Annotated in this window: 19 protein-coding genes, 1 tRNA gene and 1 pseudogene; 8 read left to right on the top strand and 13 right to left on the bottom strand. The window is 67.4% G+C overall.

The annotated features are described in order from the left end of the window. Positions 1-2 precede the first annotated feature (2 nt). The gene (locus P0D62_RS17795; RefSeq protein ID WP_275703881.1) at positions 3-524 is read left to right on the top strand and encodes an AAA family ATPase; all 522 of its coding nucleotides are present in this window, start codon (positions 3-5) and stop codon (positions 522-524) included. Between the two features lie 33 nt (positions 525-557). Here the strand turns inward: P0D62_RS17795 and otsB are convergent, their stop codons facing one another. Further along, entirely contained in the window at positions 558-1,394 is an 837-nt protein-coding gene (otsB, locus tag P0D62_RS17790; protein WP_275703880.1) for a trehalose-phosphatase, read from the bottom strand. Between the two features lie 75 nt (positions 1,395-1,469). On the opposite strand from otsB, the gene P0D62_RS17785 reads away from it, so the two are divergent. Both P0D62_RS17785 and P0D62_RS17780 read left to right on the top strand, forming a co-directional pair. Next, positions 1,470-2,894, top strand: coding sequence for an alpha,alpha-trehalose-phosphate synthase (UDP-forming) (locus tag P0D62_RS17785; RefSeq protein ID WP_275703879.1), 1,425 nt, complete (start codon positions 1,470-1,472; stop codon positions 2,892-2,894). Between the two features lie 63 nt (positions 2,895-2,957). Further along, on the top strand, positions 2,958-4,217 hold the full coding sequence (locus P0D62_RS17780; protein WP_275703878.1) for a Gfo/Idh/MocA family protein: 1,260 nt from the start codon (positions 2,958-2,960) through the stop codon (positions 4,215-4,217). 11 nt (positions 4,218-4,228) lie between these two features. On the opposite strand, the gene P0D62_RS17775 is transcribed toward P0D62_RS17780, so the two are convergent. Together P0D62_RS17775 and P0D62_RS17770 are read right to left on the bottom strand one after the other, a co-directional pair. Then, positions 4,229-5,167, bottom strand: coding sequence for an ROK family protein (locus tag P0D62_RS17775; RefSeq protein WP_275703877.1), 939 nt, complete (start codon positions 5,165-5,167; stop codon positions 4,229-4,231). Between the two features lie 68 nt (positions 5,168-5,235). Then, positions 5,236-7,437: an alpha-galactosidase gene (locus tag P0D62_RS17770; protein WP_275703876.1), complete on the bottom strand. Its 2,202-nt coding sequence runs from the start codon at positions 7,435-7,437 to the stop codon at positions 5,236-5,238. Positions 7,438-7,589: 152 nt separating this feature from the next. Between P0D62_RS17770 and P0D62_RS17765 the strand changes: the two genes are divergently transcribed. Further along, positions 7,590-8,669, top strand: a complete 1,080-nt coding sequence (locus P0D62_RS17765) for an ROK family transcriptional regulator (RefSeq protein WP_275703875.1) — start codon at positions 7,590-7,592, stop codon at positions 8,667-8,669. A 77-nt stretch (positions 8,670-8,746) separates the two neighbouring features. Here P0D62_RS17765 and P0D62_RS17760 read toward each other — a convergent pair whose 3' ends face one another. The 5 genes from P0D62_RS17760 to P0D62_RS17740 all read right to left on the bottom strand — a co-directional run bounded on the left by P0D62_RS17760 (position 8,747) and on the right by P0D62_RS17740 (position 12,730). Next, on the bottom strand, positions 8,747-9,646 hold the full coding sequence (locus P0D62_RS17760) for a carbohydrate ABC transporter permease (RefSeq protein ID WP_275703874.1): 900 nt from the start codon (positions 9,644-9,646) through the stop codon (positions 8,747-8,749). Next, the gene (locus P0D62_RS17755) at positions 9,646-10,539 is read right to left on the bottom strand and encodes a carbohydrate ABC transporter permease (RefSeq protein ID WP_275703873.1); all 894 of its coding nucleotides are present in this window, start codon (positions 10,537-10,539) and stop codon (positions 9,646-9,648) included. Before P0D62_RS17755 ends, P0D62_RS17760 begins: the two co-directional genes overlap by 1 nt. Before the next feature lie 14 nt (positions 10,540-10,553). Then, a complete protein-coding gene (locus tag P0D62_RS17750; RefSeq protein ID WP_275703872.1) occupies positions 10,554-11,858 on the bottom strand; it encodes an ABC transporter substrate-binding protein in 1,305 nt (434 codons plus the stop codon). Between the two features lie 246 nt (positions 11,859-12,104). Beyond that, a tRNA-Asn gene (locus P0D62_RS17745) sits at positions 12,105-12,177 on the bottom strand. A 58-nt stretch (positions 12,178-12,235) separates the two neighbouring features. After that, on the bottom strand, positions 12,236-12,730 hold the full coding sequence (locus P0D62_RS17740; protein ID WP_275703871.1) for a hypothetical protein: 495 nt from the start codon (positions 12,728-12,730) through the stop codon (positions 12,236-12,238). Positions 12,731-12,853: 123 nt separating this feature from the next. On the opposite strand from P0D62_RS17740, the gene P0D62_RS17735 reads away from it, so the two are divergent. Further along, positions 12,854-13,492 (top strand): sigma-70 family RNA polymerase sigma factor, encoded by a 639-nt coding sequence (locus tag P0D62_RS17735; RefSeq protein WP_275703870.1) that lies wholly within the window; start codon positions 12,854-12,856, stop codon positions 13,490-13,492. Here the strand turns inward: P0D62_RS17735 and dnaG are convergent. The 5 genes and pseudogenes from dnaG to dusB all read right to left on the bottom strand — a co-directional run bounded on the left by dnaG (position 13,443) and on the right by dusB (position 19,479). Next, complete coding sequence (gene dnaG, locus P0D62_RS17730; RefSeq protein ID WP_275703869.1) at positions 13,443-15,284, bottom strand: DNA primase; 1,842 nt, start codon at positions 15,282-15,284, stop codon at positions 13,443-13,445. The two genes, P0D62_RS17735 and dnaG, sit on opposite strands and share 50 nt — an antisense overlap. A gap of 250 nt (positions 15,285-15,534) precedes the next feature. Then, positions 15,535-16,599, bottom strand: coding sequence for an HD domain-containing protein (locus P0D62_RS17725; protein ID WP_406708280.1), 1,065 nt, complete (start codon positions 16,597-16,599; stop codon positions 15,535-15,537). Between the two features lie 97 nt (positions 16,600-16,696). Further along, positions 16,697-17,980: pseudogene (locus tag P0D62_RS17720) on the bottom strand (citrate synthase); the annotation flags it as partial. 103 nt (positions 17,981-18,083) lie between these two features. Beyond that, a complete protein-coding gene (locus tag P0D62_RS17715) occupies positions 18,084-18,332 on the bottom strand; it encodes a hypothetical protein (RefSeq protein WP_275703867.1) in 249 nt (82 codons plus the stop codon). Position 18,333: 1 nt separating this feature from the next. Beyond that, positions 18,334-19,479, bottom strand: a complete 1,146-nt coding sequence (gene dusB / locus P0D62_RS17710; protein WP_275703866.1) for a tRNA dihydrouridine synthase DusB — start codon at positions 19,477-19,479, stop codon at positions 18,334-18,336. Between the two features lie 199 nt (positions 19,480-19,678). On the opposite strand from dusB, the gene P0D62_RS17705 reads away from it, so the two are divergent. Genes P0D62_RS17705 through P0D62_RS17695 form a run of 3 tightly spaced genes read left to right on the top strand, consistent with a single transcriptional unit; the run spans position 19,679 to position 24,399 of the window. Continuing rightward, positions 19,679-21,760 carry a glycoside hydrolase family 36 protein gene (locus P0D62_RS17705; protein WP_275703865.1) on the top strand — a complete coding sequence of 694 codons (2,082 nt, stop codon included), beginning with the start codon at positions 19,679-19,681 and terminating at the stop codon, positions 21,758-21,760. A 4-nt stretch (positions 21,761-21,764) separates the two neighbouring features. After that, positions 21,765-22,781: a LacI family DNA-binding transcriptional regulator gene (locus tag P0D62_RS17700; protein ID WP_275703864.1), complete on the top strand. Its 1,017-nt coding sequence runs from the start codon at positions 21,765-21,767 to the stop codon at positions 22,779-22,781. A gap of 16 nt (positions 22,782-22,797) precedes the next feature. Continuing rightward, positions 22,798-24,399 carry an alpha-amylase family protein gene (locus P0D62_RS17695; RefSeq protein WP_275703863.1) on the top strand — a complete coding sequence of 534 codons (1,602 nt, stop codon included), beginning with the start codon at positions 22,798-22,800 and terminating at the stop codon, positions 24,397-24,399. The last annotated feature ends 4 nt before the right edge of the window (positions 24,400-24,403 follow it).

Genomic DNA, 24,403 nt, shown 5'->3' with positions numbered 1-24,403 from the left:
TCATGATCGTCTGGCTCAACGGCACTCACGGCGCCGGCAAGACCACGACCAGCGCACTCGTCCAGGAACTCATCCCGCAGTCCCAGATCTTAGACGCCGAGAAGGTGGGCGAGACGCTGATGGACATCAGACCGGGGCTCCCCAAGACGGACAACTTCCAGCATTGGCCGCCGTGGCGCCCGCTCGTCGTCGACACCGCTCGCCGCATTCTCGATTACATCGGAGGCACGCTCGTGATCCCGATGACCGTACTCGTGGAACCATACTGGCGCGAGATCAGCGACGGACTCGCAGCTCACTCCATCCCGGTTCGACACTTCCTCCTGCACGCCGATCAAGACACCTTGCGCGGCCGCATCGAGAACGACCAGGTGATGGGCTACTCCATGTTCCGCATGAAATACCTGGAGCCCTACGCGGAGGCATACGACGGCTGGCTACGGGACGCGGCCGAGGTGATCGACACCACCCGTCTCACCCCTGCCGAAGCCGCGCAACAGATCGCGACCGCCGCGAGATCCTAGACAACCCCCTCACTTCGGGCGTCGAGTTCTCGGCTAAGGGGCTGCGCGAAGCCGAGCCGCGAGCATTTCCAGCCAAGCGGCTACGCCGTCGGGGCCGTCGCAGAGAACGTCCGCTCGTTCGGCGACCTCCGTCTGTTCCACAGAGCCGCTGACCAGGGCGCAGGTGGTGATGCCGTCGCGGCGCAGCTCGTCGAGGGCCTCGAAGGCCGGGAGGTCGCCCAGGTCGTCGCCCGCCATCAGCACCCGCGTCGGCCGGAGTTCGGCCACCAGTTCCCGAAGGGCGTCGCCCTTGTCGACGGTGGTGGAGCGCAGCTCCCACACCAGCTTGCCGGGCTCGACCACCAGCCCATGCCTGCGAGCGATCTCCGCGACAGGTTCACGCAGCCCCTCAAAGGCACCGACGGGGTCGTCGGCACGTCTGGTGTGCGCCGCGACGGCGCGTCCCTTGTCCTCCAGCGTCGCTCCCGGCCAGGCTGCCAGCGCTCGCTCCAGCTCCGCCCGGGCCACTACCACCTGCTCCGGCACCGGCGGGTCGCGCCGTTCGTCGGTGGCCACATCCCATCGCTCGATCCCGTACTGGCCGAGCACGATGGCGCGCCTCAGGCCGGGCTGTGAGGCGGGACGCACGAGGCGCTCGACGGTGGCCACCGGTCGTCCGGTGACGATCGCGATCCGGCCGACGACGCCATCCAGCCTCTCCAATGCGGCAGCAACAGAGGGCGCCAACCGGGAGTCCTCGGGATCGGGGACGATGTGCGCCAGGGTGCCGTCGAAGTCGAAGGCGAGCAGGGTACCGGCGGGATCCTCGGCCACGCGCTCGATGAAGGCGTGCCCTTCGGGGGTACGCCGCTGCCACAGCTGATCGCTCATGCCCCCAGTCTTCCACGGCTTGTCGGACCCGGCCGATAGGCTGAAAGCGTCAACCGACGAGGAGATGCAAGCCAGATGAATCACCCCTCCAGCACCGATGCCAGCTTTGTCGTGGTCGCCAACCGGCTGCCCGTCGACCGTCACGTCACCCCCGACGGCGAGGTGACCTGGCGCACGTCGCCGGGCGGATTGGTCACGGCGCTCGAGCCAGTCATGCGCAAGCTCGGCGGCGCGTGGGTGGGATGGCACGGCGCGCCGGACGAGAAGCTGAAGCCCTTCGATCACGACGGCTACCAGGTGGTGCCCGTCCCGTTGAGCGCGCAAGAGCAGGAGGAGTACTACGAGGGTTTCTCCAACGGAACCCTCTGGCCGCTCTACCACGACACCGTCGAGAAGCCGGAGTTCCACCGCGAATGGTGGGACGCCTACCAGCACGTCAACCGTCGCTTCGCGCAAGCCACCGCCGACGTCGCGGCGCCGGGCGCGACGGTGTGGGTTCAGGACTACCAGCTCCAGTTGGTGCCCACCCTGCTGCGCGAGATGCGCCCAGACCTTCGCATCGGGTTCTTCCTGCACATCCCGTTCCCACCCGTCGAGCTTTTCCAGCAGCTCCCCTGGCGCCGTCAACTGATCGAGGGCCTGCTCGGGGCAGACCTGGTGGGCTTCCAGGTGCCCACCCAGGCGGCCAACTTCCTTCGTCTGGTGCGCCAGCGCACGGCACACAAGGTGGAACGCGACCGGGTTCTGGTCGGCGAGCACCGCTGCGTCGCCCGGGCCTATCCCATCTCGATCGACGTCGCCGGGTTCGAAGAGCTTGCCGCATCGCCGGAGGCCATCAGCGAGGCGGAGGCGCTGCTTGAGGAGCTGGGGCATCCCAAGAAGGTGCTGCTGGGCGTCGACCGGCTCGACTACACCAAGGGCCTGCGTCAGCGCATCCGCGCCATCGGCGAGCTGTTCACGGAGGGCAAGCTGGATCCGTCCGAGGTGGTGTTCATGCAGATCGCCACGCCGTCGCGGGAGAACGTCGACGAGTACCGCCGGCTGCGCGACGACATCGATCTGCTGGTGGGCCGGATCAACTCCAGCGTCGGCGGCGTGGGCCGCCCTGCCATCGTCTACCGGCACGCCGGCTTCCCACGTCAGACGATGGCCGCGATGTATCGGATCGCCGACGTGATGGTGGTCACACCACTGGCCGACGGCATGAACCTGGTGGCCAAGGAGTACGTCGCCTGCCACCCCGGCACCGACGGCGCGCTGGTGCTCAGCGAGTTCGCGGGAGCCGCCCGTGAGCTGCGCCGCGCCTATCTGGTCAACCCTTATGATCTCGACGGCATGAAGGATATGGTGATGCACGCGGTAGGTGCTCCATACCGCGAGCGGGCGTCTCGGATGCGGTCGCTGCAGCGTCAGATCCGAAACAACCCCATCGAGAAATGGGCCAACACCTTCCTCGGTGATTTGGCCGGCATCAAGGCCCTCGGCGACGAGGACGACTGACGCACCTGTGCATGCCCCGCTACACCGCGGAGATCACAGAACTCAACCATTGAAAGGACCACCATGACGGAGCTACGTCCGGAGCCGACGGCGCCGCTTTCCCCCGACGCCGGCACGATCAGAATCGGGATTCTCGGGGCCGGGCAGTTCTCCGGTAGTTTCGCGACCCTCTGGGATCGCCATCCCAACGTGAGTCACGTGCGCGTCGCCGACCTGCTCCCAGAGCGCGCCGAGGCCCTCGCCTCCAGACTGGGGCATGCCGACACCGCGGCAGATTTCGAGGCCCTGCTCGCCAGCGACGTCGACGCGATCGCCGTCATGACGCAGCGATGGACGCACGCTCCCTACGTACTGGCTGCGCTGGAGGCCGGCAAGCATGTCTACTCGGCGGTGCCGATGGCCACCGCGATCACCGAGATCGAGGACATCATCGCCGCCGTGGAGCGCACCGGGCTCACCTACACCATGGGCGAGACCAGCTACTACAACCCGGCCGTCGTCTGGGCTCGCCAGAAGATCGCTGCCGGCGAGCTCGGCCGCGTCTTCTACTCCGAGGGCGACTACGTACACGACATGGACAACGGCTTCTACGCCGCCTACCAGTACTCCGGCGGCGAGAACTGGAAGTCGACCGCCAGTTATCCCCCCATGCTCTACCCCACCCACGCCATCGGCGGCGTGCTCGGCGCCGTGCCGACGCGGGCGGTCTCCGTCAGCTGCCTTGGCATCGTCGACGATCGCGGTGACGGCGTCTTCGACGAGAACGTCTCGCTATGGCGCAACAATTTCTCCAACATGAGCGCGCTGTTCGAGCTGGCCGACGGCGGCGCGATGCGCACCAACGAGTTCCGCCGGGTGGGCTACTGGCGCGGCCACGAGTCCCGCTTCCGCTACTACGGCACGGAGTCGGTGATGGAGCAGACCGGCAACGGGGCGTCGTTGAGCATCAAAACCGACGGCGAAGACTACGCGAAGGGCGAGACCCTCGACATCAGCGACCTCTTCTACACCACCGGCGGGCAGATCCCCGAGGATCTCGGCGACATCGACCCGGCTTTGATCCAGTCGTTCGTCTCCGGGACGGCGAAGGTGCACGACCGCACCCGACTTCCGAAGAGCTTCGACGACGCCCCCAACGGGCACGAGGGATCGCACCACTACCTGGCCGATGACTTCGTCAGAGCCGCCGTCACCGGCGAGCAGCCTCCGGTGGACGCCCACCGCGCGGCGCTCTTCACCGCGCCCGGTATCGTCGCGCTGGACTCAGCACGGGCAGGCGGCCAGCGGCTCCCCATCCCCGACTTCCGCGCTCCTAGGCGCTGATCCGTGAAGCGTCATGCCATGTGACGCTCGGCGAACAGGGGCAGCACCACGTCGCGGAGGGATTCGCGAGCAGCGCAGACAGCGCCGAGCAGCACGGCGTCCTCTCCCAGGGCGGAGAGGACGATCGGCGGAGGCGGCCACTCACCCGCCGCAGCGAGGCTGTCGCGAGCCTTCTCGATCACCACGTCGATCGCCCGGGCAGGCGCACCGGAGACGACGATGAGCTCCGGATCGTAGAAGCTCGCGAGAAGCCGGCACACCTCCGCGAAGTCGGCCTCGCGCACGTCTCCGGCTGGGCCATGCGCACCCCTGGCCGGACGACCGTCGAAGAAGACCGCTGAACCGAGTTCCTCACCCCAGAGCACCGCCGCGAAGTTCTCGCATCTGCGCGCGGCCCCCAGAGTGAACTCGGCGACGGCCGCCAGCGTCGCACCTCGCTCGACGCGCAGCACCGGGAAACGGGGACCGAAGGCAAGGTTGCACGCGGCGTCCGTATCGAGGTGGCCGGGTGCGGCGATCGTCACCGCGAGCACGTCGTCGATCGATCTGTCGATCTGGACACACAGATCATGGATCACGCGTTCGAGGGTCCGGTTCAACTGGTCCGGGACAGGCGATGGAGAGACGACGACACGTCGCCTCACCACAACAGTTCCTGTGAGATCGGCCGCAACCGCAGCGACGTGCCCGGCACCCAGGTCCATCCCGACGATCACGCCCGCGTCGCCGCGCAATTCGAAGTGCCGAGGCCGCCGGCCCAGCCTCGGGCCTCCTTCCGGAGTGACGTCGATGAGCTCCCGGATCAGACCGAGGTCGATCATCTCGTCCAGGGCCGAGAGCACCGTAGCGCGAGTGAAGCCCAGCGCGGCGATGAGGTGGTCGGCGCGGAACTCACCGGCGTCCCACGCGAAGCCCAGCACCGCCTCGATGCTGGCTCGACGAGGCAGCATGCGGCTACGCAACGATGTCCACTCGCACCGAGCGCGCCATGGCATCGTCCGTCGAGACCGAGGCCGGGTCAGACCCGAGTGAGGTGGACGAGAAGGGCGTGTTCCGGTTCGATATCGGGGAAACGGAGGCCGACGTCGCTCAAGATCCGCCCCGGCAGGGTGGCCCCCTCGGCCCACCAGGCCCACGACTGGGGCGCGTGCGGCTCGTACGGCACCGGAGTCGCGACGCCGTCGGGAAGCAGCTCCGACAGCCGATAGGTGGCGTCGGCCGCGAGACCGGGAAGCCTGATCTCGTAGGTGGGGCGCACCGGCGACGTGGTGAGGCGCATCAGGCTGAAGATGGCCTCGTCCTTGTTCTGGGAGACCACACCGTGCACACTCCAGGCCTTGTCGGGATGGTCGACGTGCACCACACGGCCGGTGTGAAACAGCGGCCGGAACTGCTTGTGCAGCGCGATCCAGGCGGCCAAGTCGCGCCGTTCCTCCGGGGTGGCGTCGAGCAGGTTCCATTCGACGCCCATGTGGGAGAACATCGCGGTGGACGCCCGGGTGGTCAGGTTGAGCGTCCGCCCGGTGGTGTGCGAGACGGTCGACGAGACGTGTGAGCCGACCAGCTCGGGAGGCAACAGCAAGGACGTGCCCGCCTCGATCTGCTGGCGTTCCAGAGGATCGATGCAGTCGGAGGCCCATACCCGGACCGCCCGCTCCATCACGCCGAGGTCGATCCGTCCGCCGCCGCCGGCGCAGGACTCGATCTCGAGGCCTGGATGCTCCTGGATCAGCGTGTCCATCAGGCGGTAGGTGGCCAGCGTCTGGGTGTGATAAGCCGGACGACCGGTGAGGGGCGAGACGGCCTCGTAGAGGTCCCGGTTGAAGTCCCACTTGATGAAGTCGACGCGCACCTCGGCGAGGACCGCCCGGATCTGGCCGAGCACGTGCGCGAACGCCTCGGGGTTGGTGAGGTCGAGGACGTACTGGCCTCGCGCCTTCTGCGGCAGGTGCGTGCGCGGCGAGAGCACCCATTCCGGATGAGCCCGGGCCGCGTCGGAGTCGAGGCTGATCATCTCGGGCTCGAACCACAGTCCGAACTCCATGCCACGCGCATGCACCGCCTCGACGAGGGGGCCTAGGCCGTCTGGCCAGGCGTCGGCGGAGACCACCCAGTCGCCGAGGCCGGAGTGATCGTTGCGACGCGATCCGTACCAGCCGTCGTCGAGAACGAAGCGCTCGGCGCCGGCGTCGGCCGCCACGTCTACCAGGGCGAGCAGCGTCGGCAGCGAGTGATCGAAGTAGACGGCCTCCCACGCGTTGAAGGTGACGGGCCTCGTCGAGCGAGGGTGCCCGGGGCGGGCCCTCAGGAACTCATGGATGCGGGCCGCGGCCTCGTCGAAGCCCTCGCCCCACGTCGCCACCAGCCACGGCGAGGAGTAGGACTCGCCGCTGGCGAGCACCACCTCGCCGGGAAGCAGCAGTTCGCCGCCGAGCAGGCCCTGCTGGCCGAGCACGTTGCGCTCGGCTATCGAGCGCGTGTTGCCCGACCATGCGACGTGCACGTAGTGCGTGCGTCCGCTGTTCCAGCCGGCGCCAGGCGCGCAGGTGCCGTGGATCGTCGAGCCGGCATGCGCGCGGGCCACCCTGCTGTTGCGCTCGTGCGTGCCGATGGTGAACTCGTGGAACGAGGTCTCGCGCTCCCTCAGGTGGTGGCCCGACTGGTCGATCACCTGGGTCTCCGACGCAGGCACCGGTAGCGCGAGCAGGAGCGAGTCGACGGCGTATCCGTCGTCGCCGCGGTTGATCAGGGTGGCTCGGGTGCGCAGCAAACCGGAGGGGACGAGCTGCACCTCGAGCACCAGGTCGAGGTCGGCCTCGTCATCATGAGAGAGGATCCGCACCTCCGTCGGCGCGCCGTCTGTCCCCTCCTCGGCGACCACGCGCACCTCGACCGGGCGAAACGCGGAGAACTGACCGAAGCCCCCGCGCGAACCCACCAATCCGGGCGTGCCGAGCCATCCCTCAGCCTGCGACGGCACCAGCGAGAGCCTGGGTGCGATGTCAGCACACCCGGACACGACGCCGACGCCCGCCGCCGACCATGCGTCGAGCACATCCGCTGTGAGCGGGCCCAGATCGGCACCCCAATAGAGCACCTCCGGCAGCGATCTGGCATCGCATCGCAGCAGGACAGCGGTACCCCCGGCACGAAGCCAGAGCATTCGTGTCGAGAAGGCCTCCGCCGCGCGGGCGCCGGAATCAATATGCGAAGACGACAACGGATACTCCTTGGGTCTTGTCGGAGTGTGGATGAAGAGGATGTGAAAGACAGCCTAACGCACTTTTCTTTGTTGCAAAGTTAAATATCGAGTCGAATTTACCCAGAACCGCCCGTCGCTCAGAACTGAGCCCCGGCTGACATAATCAGGGGGTGAATCTCTCCCGATTGGACCCGACGTCGCGCCGCGTGATCGAGTTGGTGCTGCGATACGGCCCGATCTCGCGTGCGGAGTTGGTCCAGCGCACCGGCTTGAGCTCCGGCTCATTGACCCGGATCACCGGGCCGCTCGTCGCCTCCGGAATCCTCGCGGAGGGGCCCGCCCAGCCTGCACGCATCGGACGCCCGACGCTCCCCCTCGAGGTCGTCGACGACGCCGCTCGTGTGCTGGGAATCAAGGTCGTCTCCGGGCGGATCTACGCCAGCCTCATCGGGCTCGGCGGCATCGTGCACGACACGGCGGAGATCGCGGCAGACACAAGTTCGGCAGAGACCTCGGCCGACGCGATCGCGCGCCTTCTGGCGGAGCGCTTCTCCACGGACGGCCCCGAGGCGATCGGCGTCTCCCTCCCCGCCACCGTGGACCAGGTGGGCAACACGCGCGCCGCGGGATACCTCGGCTGGGACGGCGGCAACGTCGTCTCTGCGCTACAGGATGCCACTGGGCTGCCATGCACGGCGGCCAACGACGTCTACGCCCTGACCTTGGCCGAGCACTGGTTCGGCCAAGGGCGAGGCACCCACAACTTCGTCGTCCTGACCGTCGGCTCGGGCGTGGGCTCGGGCGCGGTCGTCGACGACACCACCCTCAGCGGACACCTGGGGTTCGCCGCTTTGCTGGGTCGCGCCTGGCTGAGCGACGGCCGCAACGTCGGCGAGCTGCTGTCCACCACGCCGCTGCTCGCACAGGCATCGGCCGCCGCGGGCCGGCCACTGGACGTCGACGACCTGTTGAGCGACGATCCGGCGATCGCAGACGTCCTCGACGCGGCCGCCGACGGACTGGGCGAGCTGGTCGCACTCGCGATGATCGCCTACGGCCCGGAGCGGGTATTGATCGCGGGCGAGGGCGTCCCCCCGTTCCTCGCCCGCGAGGCGGCGATCCGGCGTGGCATCCGTCGTCACACCTACGAAGGCGACCAGCTTCCCGAGTTGGTGCTCGGCGCCGGCCTGGACTTCCTGGACTGGGCGCGAGGCGGCGCAGCGCTCGCGATCCGGCACGTGCTGCGCTAGCAGATTTTCGTTGCAGAAAGAGGGGCGCGACCGCCGAAACGGTCGCGCCCCTCCCCTTTCGCGGAGCTACCGACGAATCACTTGATCGAGCCTCGAGTGACGCCGGAGATCACCCAGCGCTGAGCGAAGATGTAGACCAGCAGCAGCGGCGCCATCGCCATCAGATAGGACGCGAACGACACCGTGTGATCGATGTTGAACTGTCCCTGGAAGATGGACTGGGACAACACCAGCGTCCGGTCGGCCGGGTTGGTGAGCACCACCAAGGGCATGATGTAGTCGTTCCAGGCCCACACGCAGGTCAGGATTCCCACCGTGGCATTCATCGGCGACAGCAACGGGAAGATGACCTTCCAGAACACGCCCCAGGTGGATGCGCCGTCCATTCGCGCCGCTTCTTCCAGCTCGATCGGGATCGAGCGCACATAGGCGGTGTAGATGAACACGTTGGTCGAAATGCCGAACACCGTGTAGAGGATGATCATTCCCCATTTGTTGTCCAGCCCCAGCAGAGCCGTCTGCTGCACGAGCGGCAGCATGATGATCGGGAAGGGAATGAACATCGCCGACAGGAAGTAGAAGAACGCCGCCTTGAAGAACAGCTTGTCCATGTTGCGCGCGATGGCCCACGACACGATCGAGCTCGTGAAGATCGTGAACAGCAGGGTCAGCACCGTGATGAGACCGGTGTTCGCCACGGCCGTTGGGAACTGGGCTGCGGTCCACGCGTCGGAGAAGTTCTCCAGGCGCACCTCCGTCGGCCACTCGAAGCCACTGGAGTTGAGCAGCTGCTCGGGCGTCTTGAGAGCGACGACCACCCCCAGGTAGAGCGGGACGAGCACCGTGAGCGAGGCCACGGCGATGAAGGCGGTGGCCCACCAGTTGATGCGCTCCTGGCCGAGGCGCCGACGGCGCTTCTCGCCGCCGTCCGGAAGGGCACCGGCAGCCGCCGGGGTGATGTGTGCTGCTGTACTCATTAGTCGGCCTCCCCCGTACCCAGACCCTTGAACTGGATCAGGGACACGATGGTGATGATGATGAAGAAGACGACGGCATTGGCCGTCTGGTACGCGAACTCGCCGCCGGTCAGACCGCCGCGCTGGATGAGCATGGTCACCGACTCCGTGGCCGTACCTGGGCCGCCGTTGGTCAACGCCACGATCGGATCGAACACCTGCAGGAAGCCCTTGACGCTCAGCACCATGTTGATCGTGAAGTAGGCCCAGATCATCGGGAAGGTGATCGAGCGGAACTGCTGCCACGGCGACGCACCGTCGAGCGAGGCGGCTTCGTAGAGCTCCTCGGGGATGGTCTGAAGGCCGGCCAGGTAGAGGATGATCGCGAAGGCGCAGGACTGCCAGACGTTCAGCACCACGATCGCCGTCCACGCCCACGTCGGGTTGGTGAGGATGTTGTCGGCGAACAAGGGAATGCCGGAGAGCAGGTTGGGCAACGACGTGCTGAAGATGAACTTGAACACGTAGCCGATGACCAGCATGGCCAGCACATAGGGAATGAAGAACACGCCGCGGAAGAAGTTGCGGAACCAGATCTTGCCGTTCAGCGCCAGCGCGATGACCAGCGAAAGCGCGTTGGTCAGAATCGTCGCCGCGATCGCGAACAGGAACGAGAACCCATAGGCACCCAGCACACGATCGTCGCGGAAGAGGTTGAGGTAGTTCGAGAAGCCGACGAATTTCCAGTCGCCGAATCCCGCGTAGTTGGTGAAGCTGTAGAACATGCCGGTCAACACCGGGAAGGTGTGGAAGAAGGCGAAGAGAATCACCATCGGCGCGACCACCCAGTAGTAGGTGCCGAGCCTCATGCCGGAGCGCGGTTTGCCCGTCGCAGGTGTCACTGTTGAAGACATTCGAGCCCGCCTTTCTACTTGATCGTCCGGGCGGAGACCTTCGCCCACTCGCTGTCAAGCCGCTGGAGCGTGGCTTGGGGATCGTTTTCCATCAGTCCGCGAGAGACGAGCGCGTCGAGCGGGATGCTCCCTGGAACCTGGTGGTCGATGAAGCCGGCGATACGACCGGCGTCGAAGTAGGGCTTGACCGACTGGAGGGCGGGATCGTCGCTCCATGCCGCGCCTTCGACCGAGGGGATCATGTTCTGCGACTGCGCCAGGCGCTCGATGATCTCGGGACGGAACATGAACTCGACGAACTTCTGCGCCTCCTCCATGTGGGGCGTGTCGCGCCCGATCATGACGGCGACGTCGACGCCGGTCACCAGCACGCGATCGTCGGGGTTGTCGGTGACCGGGTAAGGGAAGATGCCCGCGTCGATGTCAGGGTTGGCCTGCTTGATCGGGTTCATCGCCCACACGCCCTGCATGTACATGGCGACCTCGCCACGGGCGAACGCGCCATTGCCGTCGTCATAGGTGCGCCCGCGATAGCCATCCTGGGCGTAGGAATACAGTTTCGCCTGCTGCTCGGCGACCGTCGCGAAGTTCTTCGAGAAGGACACCGCCGAGTCCGGACCGACGTCGGCGCCGATCTCCCGCATCTGATCGAAGAACCCGTCCTGAGCGGCATAGGCCCCCATGCCGTTGAAGGATGGCAGCACCGTCCAGGAATCGCCCAGGGTGCCGTAGAACGGCGTGATGCCGGCGGCCTTGAGCTTCTCGCAGACCTCGATCAGCTCATCCCAGGTTTCGGGAACCTCGAGCCCCTGCTCCTTGAAGATCTGCCGGTTGTAGATGATGCCGTTGGCGTTGTTGATGTAGCCGAGCGCATTCACCTCGCCCTCACGATTGCCCAGGTCGGCGATGATCTCCTGCACGGCCGGGTTGATCGTGTCGAGGATCGGATCCTTCGAGAAGTCGTAGAAGACGCCCGCTTGCAGCAGTTCCGGCAGCTTGCCGCCGGCATTCAAGGTGATCACGTCGGGGGTGCGGCGCTTCACCAGCAGAGTGCGGATGGAGGTGTCGGCGTCGGGCTGCTGGTTCTGGATCACCTTGATGTTCGGGTTCTCGTCCTCGAACTCGTCGATGATCAGTTCGAAGTCGGCGAGAGCCTCTCCCTTGAACTGGAAGAAGTTGAGCGTCGTGACGTTGGCGTCGGTCTCACCCGGCGAGCAAGCGCTCAACGCGGTGGCCCCGAGCGCCAGCGCTGCCACGACGGCGACGGTCGCCCGCCGTCGCTTTGGTCGCCCTCGTGGATCTGTAGCTGGTCTGGTCATTCCCATGCGCCTCCTTGCATGCTGGGTCACCCCTCGCGAAGGTTCGCGAGTCGAGATAGTTCTATAACAGAGTTAAGTCGATGTCAATGGCTTCCAGAGGGTCACAGACGGCTTCGAAAGGGCAACGAGGGGGCTAACACGTGGTGTCTAGGGCCTGAAGGCACAGCTCTACAAGACAGCTGGCAGCGAACGACCCTGCACCAAGACGCAAAAAGGCCCGGATCTTGGAAGATCCGGGCCTGTCCGCTCCCCCGGCTGGACTCGAACCAGCAACCCTTCGATTAACAGTCGAATGCTCTGCCAATTGAGCTACAGGGGATCGGTGGGGTTAACCACGCGAGAAGGAACGCTACCCCATCAGTTCTGACTGACGCAAATCACGGCAGCTCGGCGCGCAGGCGGTCGGTCTGGGCCACGACGAGGTCGCGAACGGCGGGGTCGTCGAGGGAGATACGCCCGCGCGGAACGGCGTAGAACCGGCATTCCCCCTGTCCCCCAGGAGCCCTGCGAGCGACGATCTGGACCGATCCGCCGGGCAGGTCGAACGACTCCGTGGCGATGGTGCTGGCCTGCACCCGCTCACGGAACAACTCGGGCAGGCGACCAGGCTCCTCCAACTGGGCGCTGAACTCGTCGCCCTCCATCGTCGACCACTGGAACTCCTGTTCCTCCGAACGCCAGGAACCGCCCTTCACCTGCTCCCAGGGCCAGGCCTGCCACCCGTCGTCGGTGCGCAACGCCAGATGCTCCCGGGTGCCCGCCAGAAGCAGCTGATCCGCCCCCTCGCCGTATGCCAACACCCGGATGTTGCGCCCGAGCAAAGCGGAAAGCTGGGCGGCGACGGCGCGGTCCTTGCGGGCGAAGAGGCTCATGCTTACATCCTTCCACGGGCGCGCAACAAGGCCCTGTGTACAAAGAAGTGGTGCCCGTCGCAGCTTTCCACACCCGGGCGCCGGAGGCCTCCGGTCGGCGCCCTCGGATGGCAGCGTGTGCCCATGACAGACCTGAAGTTCCCCCATGTGGTCCTCTCCGCCGACGAGGCGATCTCCTTGGTCTCCCTGGCGCAACAGAGGCAGTCCCCGTCGTCCGGATACGCGCGGGAGCGGCTCTTCCTCGGACATCTCCGCATGGTCCAGATGCACGCTCAACGCGTCGCCGACCTGACCCAGGCCAGCCGCGACGATCTCTTCCAGGAGGGCTGTCTCGCCCTGGGCGAGGCCATCAACAAGTTCGACGCCTCCCACGGCAATCGGTTCTCCACCTACGCGTTCGTGGCCATCGCGCGACGGGTGGCCTACAACGCGAGAATGCGTCCGCGCGACCGGGAGTCTCCGCTTCCCGACGACTACCACCTGGCGGACGAGTCCGCGTCTCGCGCCTTCGACGAGGTCGACTTCTCGTTGGTCAGCATCCTCGAACTCTTGCCCGAGCGCTCGCGCACGATCCTGGTGCTGCGATACGGCTTGGACGGTCGGCCGCGCACCCTGTCGGAATGCGCCGACCAGTTGGGCTGCTCGGCGTCGACGGCGGCTCGCTGGGAGAAGGAGGCGTTGACCGCCGCCCGTCGATCCTTGGAGCGCTTGTCTAGAGGCTCAATTGCTGAAGCCGCTTACGTTCCATCTCCAGCTCGGTGAGGTGCGCGAACTGCCGGCGGTGACCCGTCGGGTCTTTCACCGGGTCGGTGCGCTGCAGCCGCGACTTGCAGTCGGAGATGGCCCGCACCACCCGCGACAACTGCAGCCGCGACGTGTGTGCGAGCGTGTAGGCCTCGTCCGGTTCGCGCAGCAGCGGTTCGACGGCGAGCGCGACGACGAGTTGCGCGACGTTCTCCGTCGGCGCGGCCAACCGGACCCGGTCGATCCAGCCGTCGCCGAACTCGACGGACTCGATCACCTGGAAGATGGCCCGGTAGCCGGGGTGGGTGAAGTCCTCCGCCGTCACGGCGTTCCACGCGGCGTCCAGGGTGAGTGGGTATTGCAGCATCAGCTTGAGCGTGTCGCGCTCCAGCCGCAGCGCAGGATCATTGGGGTTAGGCCACTCCATCGTGGTCGGCGCGATCGCCGGCTCCCGCTCGTACTCCGGCTCCGGCGCGGCAGGCTGTTGACGGTGCGCTGCGCGCGAGGCCTCGCGTCGGACGTCCTCGATGTCCATGCCCAGCAGGCCTGCGAGCTCACGCAGGTACTGGCTCACCAACGACTGGTCGCGGATCGACCCCAGCAGCGCCGCGGCCTCCCTCGCGGCGCCGAGCCGGCCGTCGGCGCGGTCGAGGTCGTAGGACTTGGCGATGTTCTCCATCACGAACCGGTACAGCGGGACGCGCCTGGCGACGAGCTCGCGCACGGCCGCGTCGTCGGCCTGGAGGCGCAGGTCGCAGGGATCCAGACCGTTGGGCTCGACGGCGACGTAGGTCTGGGCGATGAAGTTCTGATCGCCCTTGAAGACCTTCAGCGCCGCTGCCTGGCCGGCCTTGTCGCCGTCGAAGGTGAAGATCACCTCGCCGTGCAGGGAGTCGTGGGTGCCCATCAGGCGCTGCAGAAGACGGGCATGCTCCGCTCCGAACGCCGTGCCGCAGGACGCGACGGCCGTGTCGACCCCCGCCAGATGCGCGGCCATCACGTCGGTATATCCCTCGACGACCACGGCCTGAGAGCGCTTGCCGATCTGCTTGCGCGCCAGGTCTAGCCCATAGAGCACCTGCGACTTCTTGTAGACCGGCGTCTCCGGCGTGTTCAGGTACTTCGCGGGCATCCGGTCGTCGTCGTAGATCCGGCGCGCGCCGAAGCCCAGCACGCTCTGCGCGGAGTCGCGGATGGGCCAGAGCACACGCCCGACGAAGAAGTCGCGCCCGTTGTCGCGGACCAGGCCGGCGGCCTTGAGCACGTCCAGCGGGAAGCCCTGGCCCCGCAGCGCCTGAGCCAGGGCGAACCCGCCGCGAGGGGCGTAGCCGACGGTGAAGCGCAGCGCTGCGGCGCGGTCGAACCCGCGGGAGTCCAGGAACTGGCGGCCCGGCAGCGCCTCGGGCGAGTTCAGCTGAGCGGCGAAGAAGTCTTGAGCGGCCTGGTTGGCTTCGAGAATCCGCTTGCGCATGCCTGGCGCGTGCTGCGGTCCGGAGTTGCCGTCGTCCTCGACGCGCAGCGTCACGCCGAAGCGGTCGCCCAGAGTCTGCACCGCCTCGACGAAGGAGAGATTCTGCTGCCGCTGCAGGAAAGTGATCACGTCGCCGCCGGCCTCGCAGCCGAAGCAGTAGAAGAACCCCCGAGCCGGGGTGACCTGGAAGCTGGGCGTCTTCTCGTCGTGGAATGGGCACAGCCCCTTCAGCGATCCGCCGCCCGCGTTTCGCAGCGCGACGTACTCACCGATCACCTCATCGATGCGAGCCCGTTCTCTGACGGCCGCGATGTCCTCATCGTTGATCCGCCCTGCCACGCTGGGAGTCTACTGGATAGGCGAGTCGGCTCTTTTCAATCACGCTCTTTGAGGTGCGGAGCGCAGCGGAGCCTCGAAAAGAGCCGGCGCGAGACGACGTAGAGACTGCTGGTCGGCTGCCGGCTGGGTCTTTTCGAGGCTCAGGCTTGGGGCTCGTTCCTCGCCCTGAGCCTTCGCACCTCAAAGAGCGTCATCAGTGCTTCGCGCTCGCCTGGATTGTCGAGGCTCGTACCTCGCACCTCAAAGAGCGTCACATTCCCCTGCCGATGCCCTTGGGGAGCTTCTTCGGGTTCCAGCCCAGCAGGTTCTTGGCCTGGTCGAAGGCGAACCGGTCGGTCATGCCGCCGACGTAGGTGACGGCGGCTCGCACCAGATCGTCCGAGCGATACTCCTCCGGCATCAGGTCGGGCCGCTCGATGTAGAGGTTCACCAGGTCGCGGAGCACCGCGACGACGGTCACCGACTGCGCGACCGACTCCGGACGCGTGTAGATGCGTTCGTAGTTGAAGCGACGCAACTCGGCGAGCGCCTCTGCGGTGAGGGCGTCCATCCCGACGGCGCCGCTGGTGCAGGTGGTGTCGATCACGGCGGTGATGAAGGTGGCCAGCTGCTGGCTGCGACGCGTGCCCGCCACGTCGCGCACGATCTCGGGCACATCGTCGAGGGTGACGATGCCGGCGTGGATGGCGTCCTCCAGGTCGTGGGCGCAGTAGGCGATGCGATCGGCCCACGACACCAGCTCGCCCTCCACCGTCGACGGCACCGGCCGCGACCAGGAGTGGTTGCGGATGCCGTCCAGGGTCTCCTCGCAGAGGTTCAGCGGCTGAAGCACCACGTCGGAGCCCCAGGGGCCGTGGTCGTAGCCACCCTCGATGAACTCATCGAAGGCATCCTCCGACGCGTGACCGCCGGGGCCGTGGCCGCAGTCATGGCCGAGCGCGATGGCGTCCGCCAGCGTCACGTTGACGCCGAGTCCGCGCGCCATGGCCACCGCCACCTGGGCCACCTCGATGGCGTGGGTGAGACGAGTGCGCTGGTGATCCGTGGGATAGACGACGACCTGCGTCTTACCCGCCAGCCGACGAAACGCGGCGGAGTGCACGATCCGATCGCGATCGCGCTCGAAGCAGGTGCGGAACTCGTCGGGCTCCTCGGCGCGAGCACGATGGCCGGCGCCGTCGGCGAACGTCGCCTCGGGCACCAGTAGCGCACGCTCCAGGGCCTCGCGCTGCTCACGCAGCCGGGGGCCACGGGCCGACACCGCCGGTCCGGTGGCCGCGTGGGCACGGATCACGGCGTCGCCGTGCCCACGCATGGTCTCAGCCCAGAGTCTCGCCCGCGGAAGAATCTCGTTCACGCCCCCACCGTAGCCAACCGCCGCGCAACCGGGAACGCCCGTGTTGCACGGGCTGCCGTTCCTCGCGCGGCAGCCACTCCTGAAGGGTGTCGCCGACGTAGACCTGTCGCGGCCGGTAGATGCGCTGCGCCGGGTTGTCGCTGACCTCCTTCCAGTGCGCGATCCATCCGGGGGTGCGCCCGATGGCGAACATCACCGTGAACATGTCCAGCGGGATGCCGATGGCGCGCAGGATGATGCCCGAGTAGAAGTCGACGTTGGGGTAGAGCCGGCGCGACGCGAAGTAGTCATCTGCCAGCGCGGTCTGCTCGACCTCGCGCGCGATATCGAGCAGCGGATCGTCGATGTGCATCGACTCCAGCAGGTCGTGGGCCGCCTTCTTCAGGATGGTGGCCCGCGGATCGAAGTTGCGGTACACGCGGTGACCGAAGCCCATCAGCCTCGCGCCCGAGCGCTTGTCCTTCACCCGGTTGACGTAGTCCTTGGGATCCATGCCGGATTCCTGGATCTCCTCCAGCATCTCGATGACGCCCATGTTCGCACCGCCATGGAGCCGGCCCCACAGCGCATTCACGCCCGCCGACACGGATGCGAACATGTTGGCTCCCGACGAGGCGACCATCCGCACGGTCGAGGTGGAGCAGTTCTGCTCGTGGTCCGCATGCAGCACCAGGAACATGTTCAGCGCGTGCGCCACCTCCGGCGTTGGCTCGTAGTCCCGGTAGGGCACGGAGAACATCATGTGCAGGAAGTTCTCGGCGTAGGCCAGGTCATAGCGTGGGTATGCCAGCGGCTGCCCGATGTGCGACTTGTAGGCCGCGGCGGCGATGGTACGGGTCTTGGAGATCAGGGCGGCCGCGGCTCGTTTGAATCCCTCCTCGTCCTCGATGTCCACGTCGGGCACCTCGTAGGCCTGCAGCGCCGTGATCATCGACGAGAGGATCGACATGGGGTGCGCGTTGGGCGGGAAGCCGTCGAAGTGCTTGCGCATGTCGCGGTGCAGCGTCGAGTTCTCGGTCAAGAGGTCGCGGAACGCGTCGCGCTCGTTGACGTCGGGGAGCTCACCGAAGATGAGCAGCTCGGCGGTCTCGATGAACGACGACTTCTCGGCGAGCACCTCGATCGGGATGCCGCGGTAGCGCAGAATGCCCTGCTCGCCGTCGATGAAGGTGATCGCCGACGCGCACGAGCCCGTGTTCGCGTAGCCGTCGTCGAGGGTGATGTGTCCGGTCGCGGACCTGAGCTTCGAGATGTCGAGGGCCCGTTCGCCCTCGGATCCGACGATGATCGGAAGGCGGTAGTCCACCCCGTCGATCGTGAGAGTTGCGTGCTCGTCCATGCGGATCTCCGTATCCTGGGCCCGGGCGGGCCCGTGGCCGAGAGTCTAGTGAACGGCCTAGTGGCGCCTACCGGCGGGGTCCAGACGGCGACCCGGCGATCCGCTACCGGCGGCTCTGGAACCGCCCGACGAACAAGGCGACGACACCGATCACCATGGCGTTGAAGCAGTACTCGCCGATGCGCTCCCAAAAGGCCTGATCCTCCGGAGCCGCGCGCCAGGTGAGGAAGGCGACGACGAAGAGCGCCAGGGCGCCGACAACCGCCACGATCCTGCCGATCTGCGCCCAGATCGGCAGCGGCTTGGCGACCTTCTTGCCGGTCTGCTCCGCCGCGTCCCCGGTCTCGCTCATCTCATCCTCCACTCACGCCGACTTCTGCGTCGGCCAGGTCCAGCTCCTTGCCGGACGTATCGTCGTACCAACCGTACGGCACCACCACCTTGCCGCGCGGCGACCCCTGCCGTCCACGCGGGGTGCCCAGCTCGGAGACCGGGAACTCGGCGTCGGCGTCGAGCTGCGCGACCAGGTCACGCAGCTCGTCGAGCGAGCTCACCATGGCGAACGAACGTCGCAGATCGCCCACGGGGTAGCCCTTGAAGTACCACGCCATGTGCTTGCGCAGGTCGGTGAGGCCGTGGCGCTCCCCCATCACGCCGCTCAACAGCTCCGCGTGGCGGATCAGCATCTGCCCCACCTCGCCCAGCTTGGGGCGCAGGCGCTGACCTTCTCCCCGGAAGGCGGCGGCCAGATCGCCGAAGAGCCATGGACGGCCCAGGCATCCGCGCCCGATGACGACGCCCGCGCACCCCGTCTGTTCCATCATGACGAGGGCGTCCTCGGCCTCCCAGATGTCGCCGTTGCCCAGCACCGGGATGTCGACGGCCTGCACCAGCTCGGCGATCCGGGCCCAGTCGGCCTCACCCGAGTAGGCCTGCTGCACGGTGCGTGCGTGCAGGGCGATGGCGGCCGCTCCTTCTTCCTGGGCGATGCGCCCGGCGTCGAGGAAGGTCTCATGATCCCCGTCGATGCCGACTCGGGTCTTGATGGTGACCGGAATCCCGAACTCGTCGGCCGCCTGGACGGTCGCCCGGACGATCGCGCGCAGCCGATCACGTTTGTAGGGCAGCACCCCGCCGCCTCCCTTGCGGGTGACCTTGGGCACGGGACAGCCGAAGTTCAGGTCGATGTGCTGCACCTGGTGCTCGCGAATGAGAATGCGGGCGGCACCGGCCATCGGCTCCGGATCGACGCCGTACAGCTGGACGGAGCGCGTCGTCTCGCCGGGATCGAACTGCAGCATGGCGCGCGTCTTGGGATCACCGACGACCAGTCCGCGCGACGTGATCATCTCACAGACATACAGTCCAGCCCCCTGCTCCCGACACAGCTGGCGATAGGCCGCATTGGTGACCCCCGCCATCGGAGCAAGCACGACCGGAAGGTCGACGACCACCGCATCGCGCCGGCTGGGCGCGTGCAGACGCAAGGCTTCGGGCAAGAGTCCTCCTGGGTGCAGACAAGACCGTCAGTGTACAGATCCGAGCGGGCCCGGCCGCATTCCGACGACCCGTCACACCCCCATCAATCAACCCGTGTTGATTCTTTACAAGCTGGATATTCTCGCGCGCAGGCGTCTCGCTTGACAGAGACATCTACACGTGTTGACACTGGGGCAGAGCAACTACTCCGGAGGAACGATGTCTCTGAAACTCGGCGGCGATGCGCTATCCATCCAGCTGACCACGTCCGACGAGCACCCGGTCCGGGTGGAGGCCGTCGGTTCCGTTCCGGTGCCGCTCGTCTCCCTCATCGAGATCCTGGTACTCGGAGAAGGTCGCTCCACCAACCAGACCCGCACGCTGATCAGCACCTCCCGCGGACAGCTGCTGCGCTACGCCGGGCACCACGTCGCGAAGGACGGGTCCGACGTGGTGGAGCAGTTCTCCACCGACGGCGCGCTCGAGGTCAGAACTCGGATCAGGACCAGCGACCGCTCACTCGCCTTCCGCACCACCGTGACCAACAGCGGCGACACCGAGATCGTGGTGGAATCGGCCACCGCCGCGGCGTTGCCCATCCCCTTCTCGATGCGCGAGACCATGATCGCCACCGGATGCTCGTCCTGGTGCGCCGAGAACCGATGGCGTCTCGAGTCCCTCGAAGAGGCCGGGCTCATCGACTGCTCGTCGGAGCGCATGCCTCTGCCGGGCAGCGCCAGCATCGCGCGGGTGGGCACCTCCACCTGGACGACGGACGGGCCGCTCCCCGTCGGCGCCCTGGAGGACGCGTCGACCGGCCAGGCCGTCGCCTGGCAGATCTCCGGAGGCGGCCCGTGGCGCTGGGAACTGGACTCCTTCGGAACCGAACCCGGCCACTTCCTCCTGGCCGCGAGCGGGGCGACCAACCTCGACCACGCATGGAGCACCACGCTCGCCCCCGGCGCATCGATGACGACGCCCGAACTCGTCATCGCGGCCTCGAACGAGGGCTGGCAAGGCGCGATTCAAGAGCTGACCCGCCATCGCCGAGCCGATGCCGCACGCCGCACCTCACGAGTCGGCCGAACCGCGCTGGTGTTCAACGACTACATGAACACCATCAAAGCCGATCCCACCGACGAGAAGCTCCTCCCGCTGATCGCGTCCGCGGCCCGCGCAGGCGCCGAGATCTATTGCATCGACGCCGGTTGGTACGACGACTCCGGCGACTGGTGGCCCACCGTCGGCGAGTGGCTGCCGTCCACCCGTCGCTTCGGACGCATCGGCCTCCAGGGGGTGCTGGACGCGATCCATGAGCAGGGCATGACGCCAGGCCTCTGGCTGGAGCCCGAAGTCGTCGGCGTGCGGTCCGCGCTGGTGGATCAGCTGCCGGAGTCCGCCTTCCTCCGGCGACGAGGCGAGCTGATCGTCGAGCACGGACGCTACTTCCTCAATCTCACTTCCCCCGCCGCCCGGGCGCACCTGGACGCCACCTTCGAACGGCTGATCGGGATGGGTACCGGCTATTTCAAGCTCGACTACAACGTGACCCCCGGCTCCGGCGACGACTCCCAGGGGCAGGAACCCGGCGACGGCCTTCGCGACCACATCGCGGCGTACTTCGAGTGGTTCGACGCGCTGCGCCAGCGCTACCCGCTGGTCGTGTTCGAGAACTGCGCCTCCGGCGCCATGCGCCAGGACTGGGCGCAGGTGTCTCGCTTCGATCTGCAGTCGACCTCCGACCAGCAGGACTATCTGCTCTATCCGCCGATCGCCACGGGCGCACCGATGATGCTACTGCCCGAGCAGTCCGGCAACTGGGCCTATGCCCAACCCGAGATGTCCGACGAGGTGATCGCCTTCGTCCACGTCACCGGCCTGTCCGGTCGGCCGTACTATTCCGGCCACCTCGACCACATGACCGACGCCCAGCTCGGGCTCGTGCGCGAGGCCGCCGAGGTCTGGAAGGGGATCCGGGAACAGAGCGTGGAGAGCGTCCCGTTCTGGCCCTCCGGACTTCCAGCCTGGAGCGCCGATCGTCTGGCGCTCGGGCTGCGCTGCCCCGACGGCGGCGCCTACGTCTCGGTGTGGAACCGGGCCGAGTCGTCGGGAACGCTGGAGCTGGAGCTGCCGGCCGACCTCGTAGCAGGCGACGTGCAGCAGATCTATCCCGCGAACCTGCCGGGATGGACCGCCCACGTGAGCCAGGACGGTCGCAAGATCACCGTGGAAACCGCACCGGGGCCTTCCGCCAGGTTCTATCGCATCGACCCGGTGTCTGAGTGGGAGAGGACGGGATAGCACCATGACGGGTTCCGTGAAAGCTCGGAGCACACGCGCCGACGTTGCTCGGCTGGCCTCGGTGAGCCCCGCCGTGGTCAGCTATGTGATCAACGGCGGGCCTCGGCCGGTGTCCGCGAAGACGAAGGCCCGAGTCGAGCGGGCGATCGCCGCTCTCGACTACCGCCCCAACGAGACGGCCCGGGCTCTGGTGCGGGGCCGATCGCATCAAGTGGGGTTGGTCGTCACCGACACCACCAACCCCTTCTACGCGGAGCTGGCCGCCGCGATCGACCAAGAGCTGTTCCGCCGGAACATGACGCTGGTCACGGCGAGTTCGGTTCACCGCCCCAGCGACGCGCACCGCACCCCGCTCGAGTCGCTCGCAGAGCACAATGTCACCGCGGTCATCCTCGCGACGCAGGTGGAGCCGTCCGACCTCGCCTTCGCCCGGATCCACAACCTGCCGATCATCGCCTTGAACGAGATCTCACCGCCGGCCGACCTCACCGCCACGCTGCTCGACCACCGCGGAGCCACCATCACGGCGGTCCAGCACCTCGTCGAGCACGGCTATCGGCGCATCGGCTTCGTGGGCAACTTCGATCCCCGAGACCCGCGCTATCCGGCCTGGCTCGACGCGCTGGACGCGGCCGGCCTGCCGACCGGACCCTCCGTGGACTGCGAATGGACCCCCGAGGCCGGCTACGAGGCGGGCCGTCGTCTCTCCGACCCCAGACTCACCCCACAGGCTCCCGACGCGCTGTTCATCGCCAGCGACGCGATCGCGCTCGGCTGCATCGCCGGACTGCAGGAGGCGGGCCTCCGGGTGCCCGACGACGTCGCGATCGTGTCCTTCGACGGCACCACCTTGGCGCCCTTCATCGGGCCCGGCCTCACCACCATGACCCATCCCATCGCTCGCATCGCCTCCGACGCCGTGTCCGTGGTCCTTGACCCGGACGCCGCACCCGGAACCCATCTGAGCTACCAGGCCCAGCTCGTCATCCGCCGCTCGTGCGGCTGCGCTCCCGCACACTGAAGGATCAGGAGAATCCATGCCCTTGCTCACCGTCCCCATGCCCGACGCGGTCTACATCCAGCGGGACACCACCGACGCCTGGACCGTGGCATCGCGGTCTGACGTGTCGGTGTCGACGACCCCCGTCGGCGAGCGGCTCCGGGTGGACGTCTCGGCGCGCGTGAGCGTCGCCGGGGTCAGATTGCGTTGGCGCCGTCCTGCACCGCACCATGCCGCCATGCTGGGCGACGCGTGGGAGCGTTCCTATGGCGAGCTGGAATGGCTGGGACTCCGGGCCGAGCGGGTGCTGCCCTGGACGGCCCTCGTGCACGACCGGCGGGGTGGGTCGACGACCGGCTACGGCGTCGAAGTGCGCGGCGGTGCATTCGCGTTCTGGCAGGTCGACGCGGCGGGCATCTCGCTGGTCCTGGATCTGCGCAGCGGTGGCGCGGCCGTCCGTCCCGGCGAGCGGTCGATTCATGCGGCCACCGTCGTGTGGACCCAGTCGGACCGGACCCCGTTCGCCGCCCAGCAGGAGCTGTACGGAGCCCTTTGCGCCGACCCGCTACCCGTCGGACCTCTGGCGGGAGCGAACAACTGGTACTACGCCTATGGCAAGGACTTCGATCAGAGCGCCGTCGTGCAGGACGCCCGCACGATCGCCGAGCTCGTCGGCGATCACCCCGTGCGCCCCTTCGGCGTCATCGACGACGGCTGGTCGCCCGACGGAACCGCCGACGGCCGGATGGCCTCGGGCGGTCCATGGGACACCGGCCGCACCCCGGAGTTCCCCGCCATGCCCGACGCTGCGGCGGCCATCCGGACCGAGGGCGTCCGCCCGGGGATCTGGTACCGCCCGCTGTTGCGTCGCGACGACTGGGCCGACGGCGCCCGCGGCGCGAGCTATGGGCTCACGGCGCTCGATCCCAGCTGCCCCGCCGTGCTCGACCTCGTAGGCGACGACATCGCCAGGATCCGATCCTGGGGCTTCGACCTGGTCAAGCACGATTTCTCCACCTTCGAGCTGCTCGGTCAGTGGGGGCCGACCATGGGCCCCCGCCCGCTGCGCGGGCCGGCGCTCTACGATCCGTCGATGACCACGGCGGAGGCCCTCGTCGGCTTCTACCAGCGCCTCGCCGACCGAGCCGACGGCGCACTCATCCTTGGCTGCAACGTCGTGGGCCACTTGGCCGCGGGCCTGGTTCATGCCAATCGCACCGGCGACGACACCTCCGGGCTTGAGTGGGACCGTACCCGACGAGTGGGCGTCAACACCCTGGCCTTCCGCTTGGCCCAGTATCGTCGCTTCTTCGCCGTGGACGCGGACTGCGTGCCCAGCACCACGGCCACCGACTGGTCGAAGAACCGGCAGTTCCTCGACCTCATCGCGCGCTCCGGCACCGTCTTGTTCGTCTCGGTGGACCCCAAGACTCGCACGGACGCCGTCGACGCCGACCTCTCGGCGGCGCTGCGACTCGCCCTGGACGGAGGCACGCCCGGCGGCGTCGAGCCCCTCGACTGGCTCGACTCCCCCACCCCCAGGCTGTGGGCGGCCGGCGACACGCAGCTGGAGTACGACTGGGACAGCCCCGACGGGGCAGATCCCCTCGAGCCGCTTCGCGACGGCCTGGGCGAGTAACCCG

The organism is Tessaracoccus caeni, assembly GCF_029211185.1.
Lineage (GTDB): Bacteria > Actinomycetota > Actinomycetes > Propionibacteriales > Propionibacteriaceae > Arachnia > Arachnia caeni.
Note: the sequence above shows the minus strand (reverse complement) of the source record. Positions and strands in the feature narration are given on the sequence as shown.

Coding starts and splice junctions, on each gene's coding strand:
- P0D62_RS17795 (WP_275703881.1), top strand. CDS start 3: ATGATCGTCTGGCTCAACGGCACTCACGGCGCCGGCAAGACCACGACC.
- otsB (WP_275703880.1), bottom strand. CDS start 1,394: ATGAGCGATCAGCTGTGGCAGCGGCGTACCCCCGAAGGGCACGCCTTC.
- P0D62_RS17785 (WP_275703879.1), top strand. CDS start 1,470: ATGAATCACCCCTCCAGCACCGATGCCAGCTTTGTCGTGGTCGCCAAC.
- P0D62_RS17780 (WP_275703878.1), top strand. CDS start 2,958: ATGACGGAGCTACGTCCGGAGCCGACGGCGCCGCTTTCCCCCGACGCC.
- P0D62_RS17775 (WP_275703877.1), bottom strand. CDS start 5,167: ATGCTGCCTCGTCGAGCCAGCATCGAGGCGGTGCTGGGCTTCGCGTGG.
- P0D62_RS17760 (WP_275703874.1), bottom strand. CDS start 9,646: ATGAGTACAGCAGCACACATCACCCCGGCGGCTGCCGGTGCCCTTCCG.
- P0D62_RS17755 (WP_275703873.1), bottom strand. CDS start 10,539: ATGTCTTCAACAGTGACACCTGCGACGGGCAAACCGCGCTCCGGCATG.
- P0D62_RS17750 (WP_275703872.1), bottom strand. CDS start 11,858: ATGACCAGACCAGCTACAGATCCACGAGGGCGACCAAAGCGACGGCGG.
- P0D62_RS17740 (WP_275703871.1), bottom strand. CDS start 12,730: ATGAGCCTCTTCGCCCGCAAGGACCGCGCCGTCGCCGCCCAGCTTTCC.
- P0D62_RS17735 (WP_275703870.1), top strand. CDS start 12,854: ATGACAGACCTGAAGTTCCCCCATGTGGTCCTCTCCGCCGACGAGGCG.
- P0D62_RS17725 (WP_406708280.1), bottom strand. CDS start 16,599: ATGCGTGGGCACGGCGACGCCGTGATCCGTGCCCACGCGGCCACCGGA.
- P0D62_RS17715 (WP_275703867.1), bottom strand. CDS start 18,332: ATGAGCGAGACCGGGGACGCGGCGGAGCAGACCGGCAAGAAGGTCGCC.
- P0D62_RS17705 (WP_275703865.1), top strand. CDS start 19,679: ATGTCTCTGAAACTCGGCGGCGATGCGCTATCCATCCAGCTGACCACG.
- P0D62_RS17700 (WP_275703864.1), top strand. CDS start 21,765: ATGACGGGTTCCGTGAAAGCTCGGAGCACACGCGCCGACGTTGCTCGG.
- P0D62_RS17695 (WP_275703863.1), top strand. CDS start 22,798: ATGCCCTTGCTCACCGTCCCCATGCCCGACGCGGTCTACATCCAGCGG.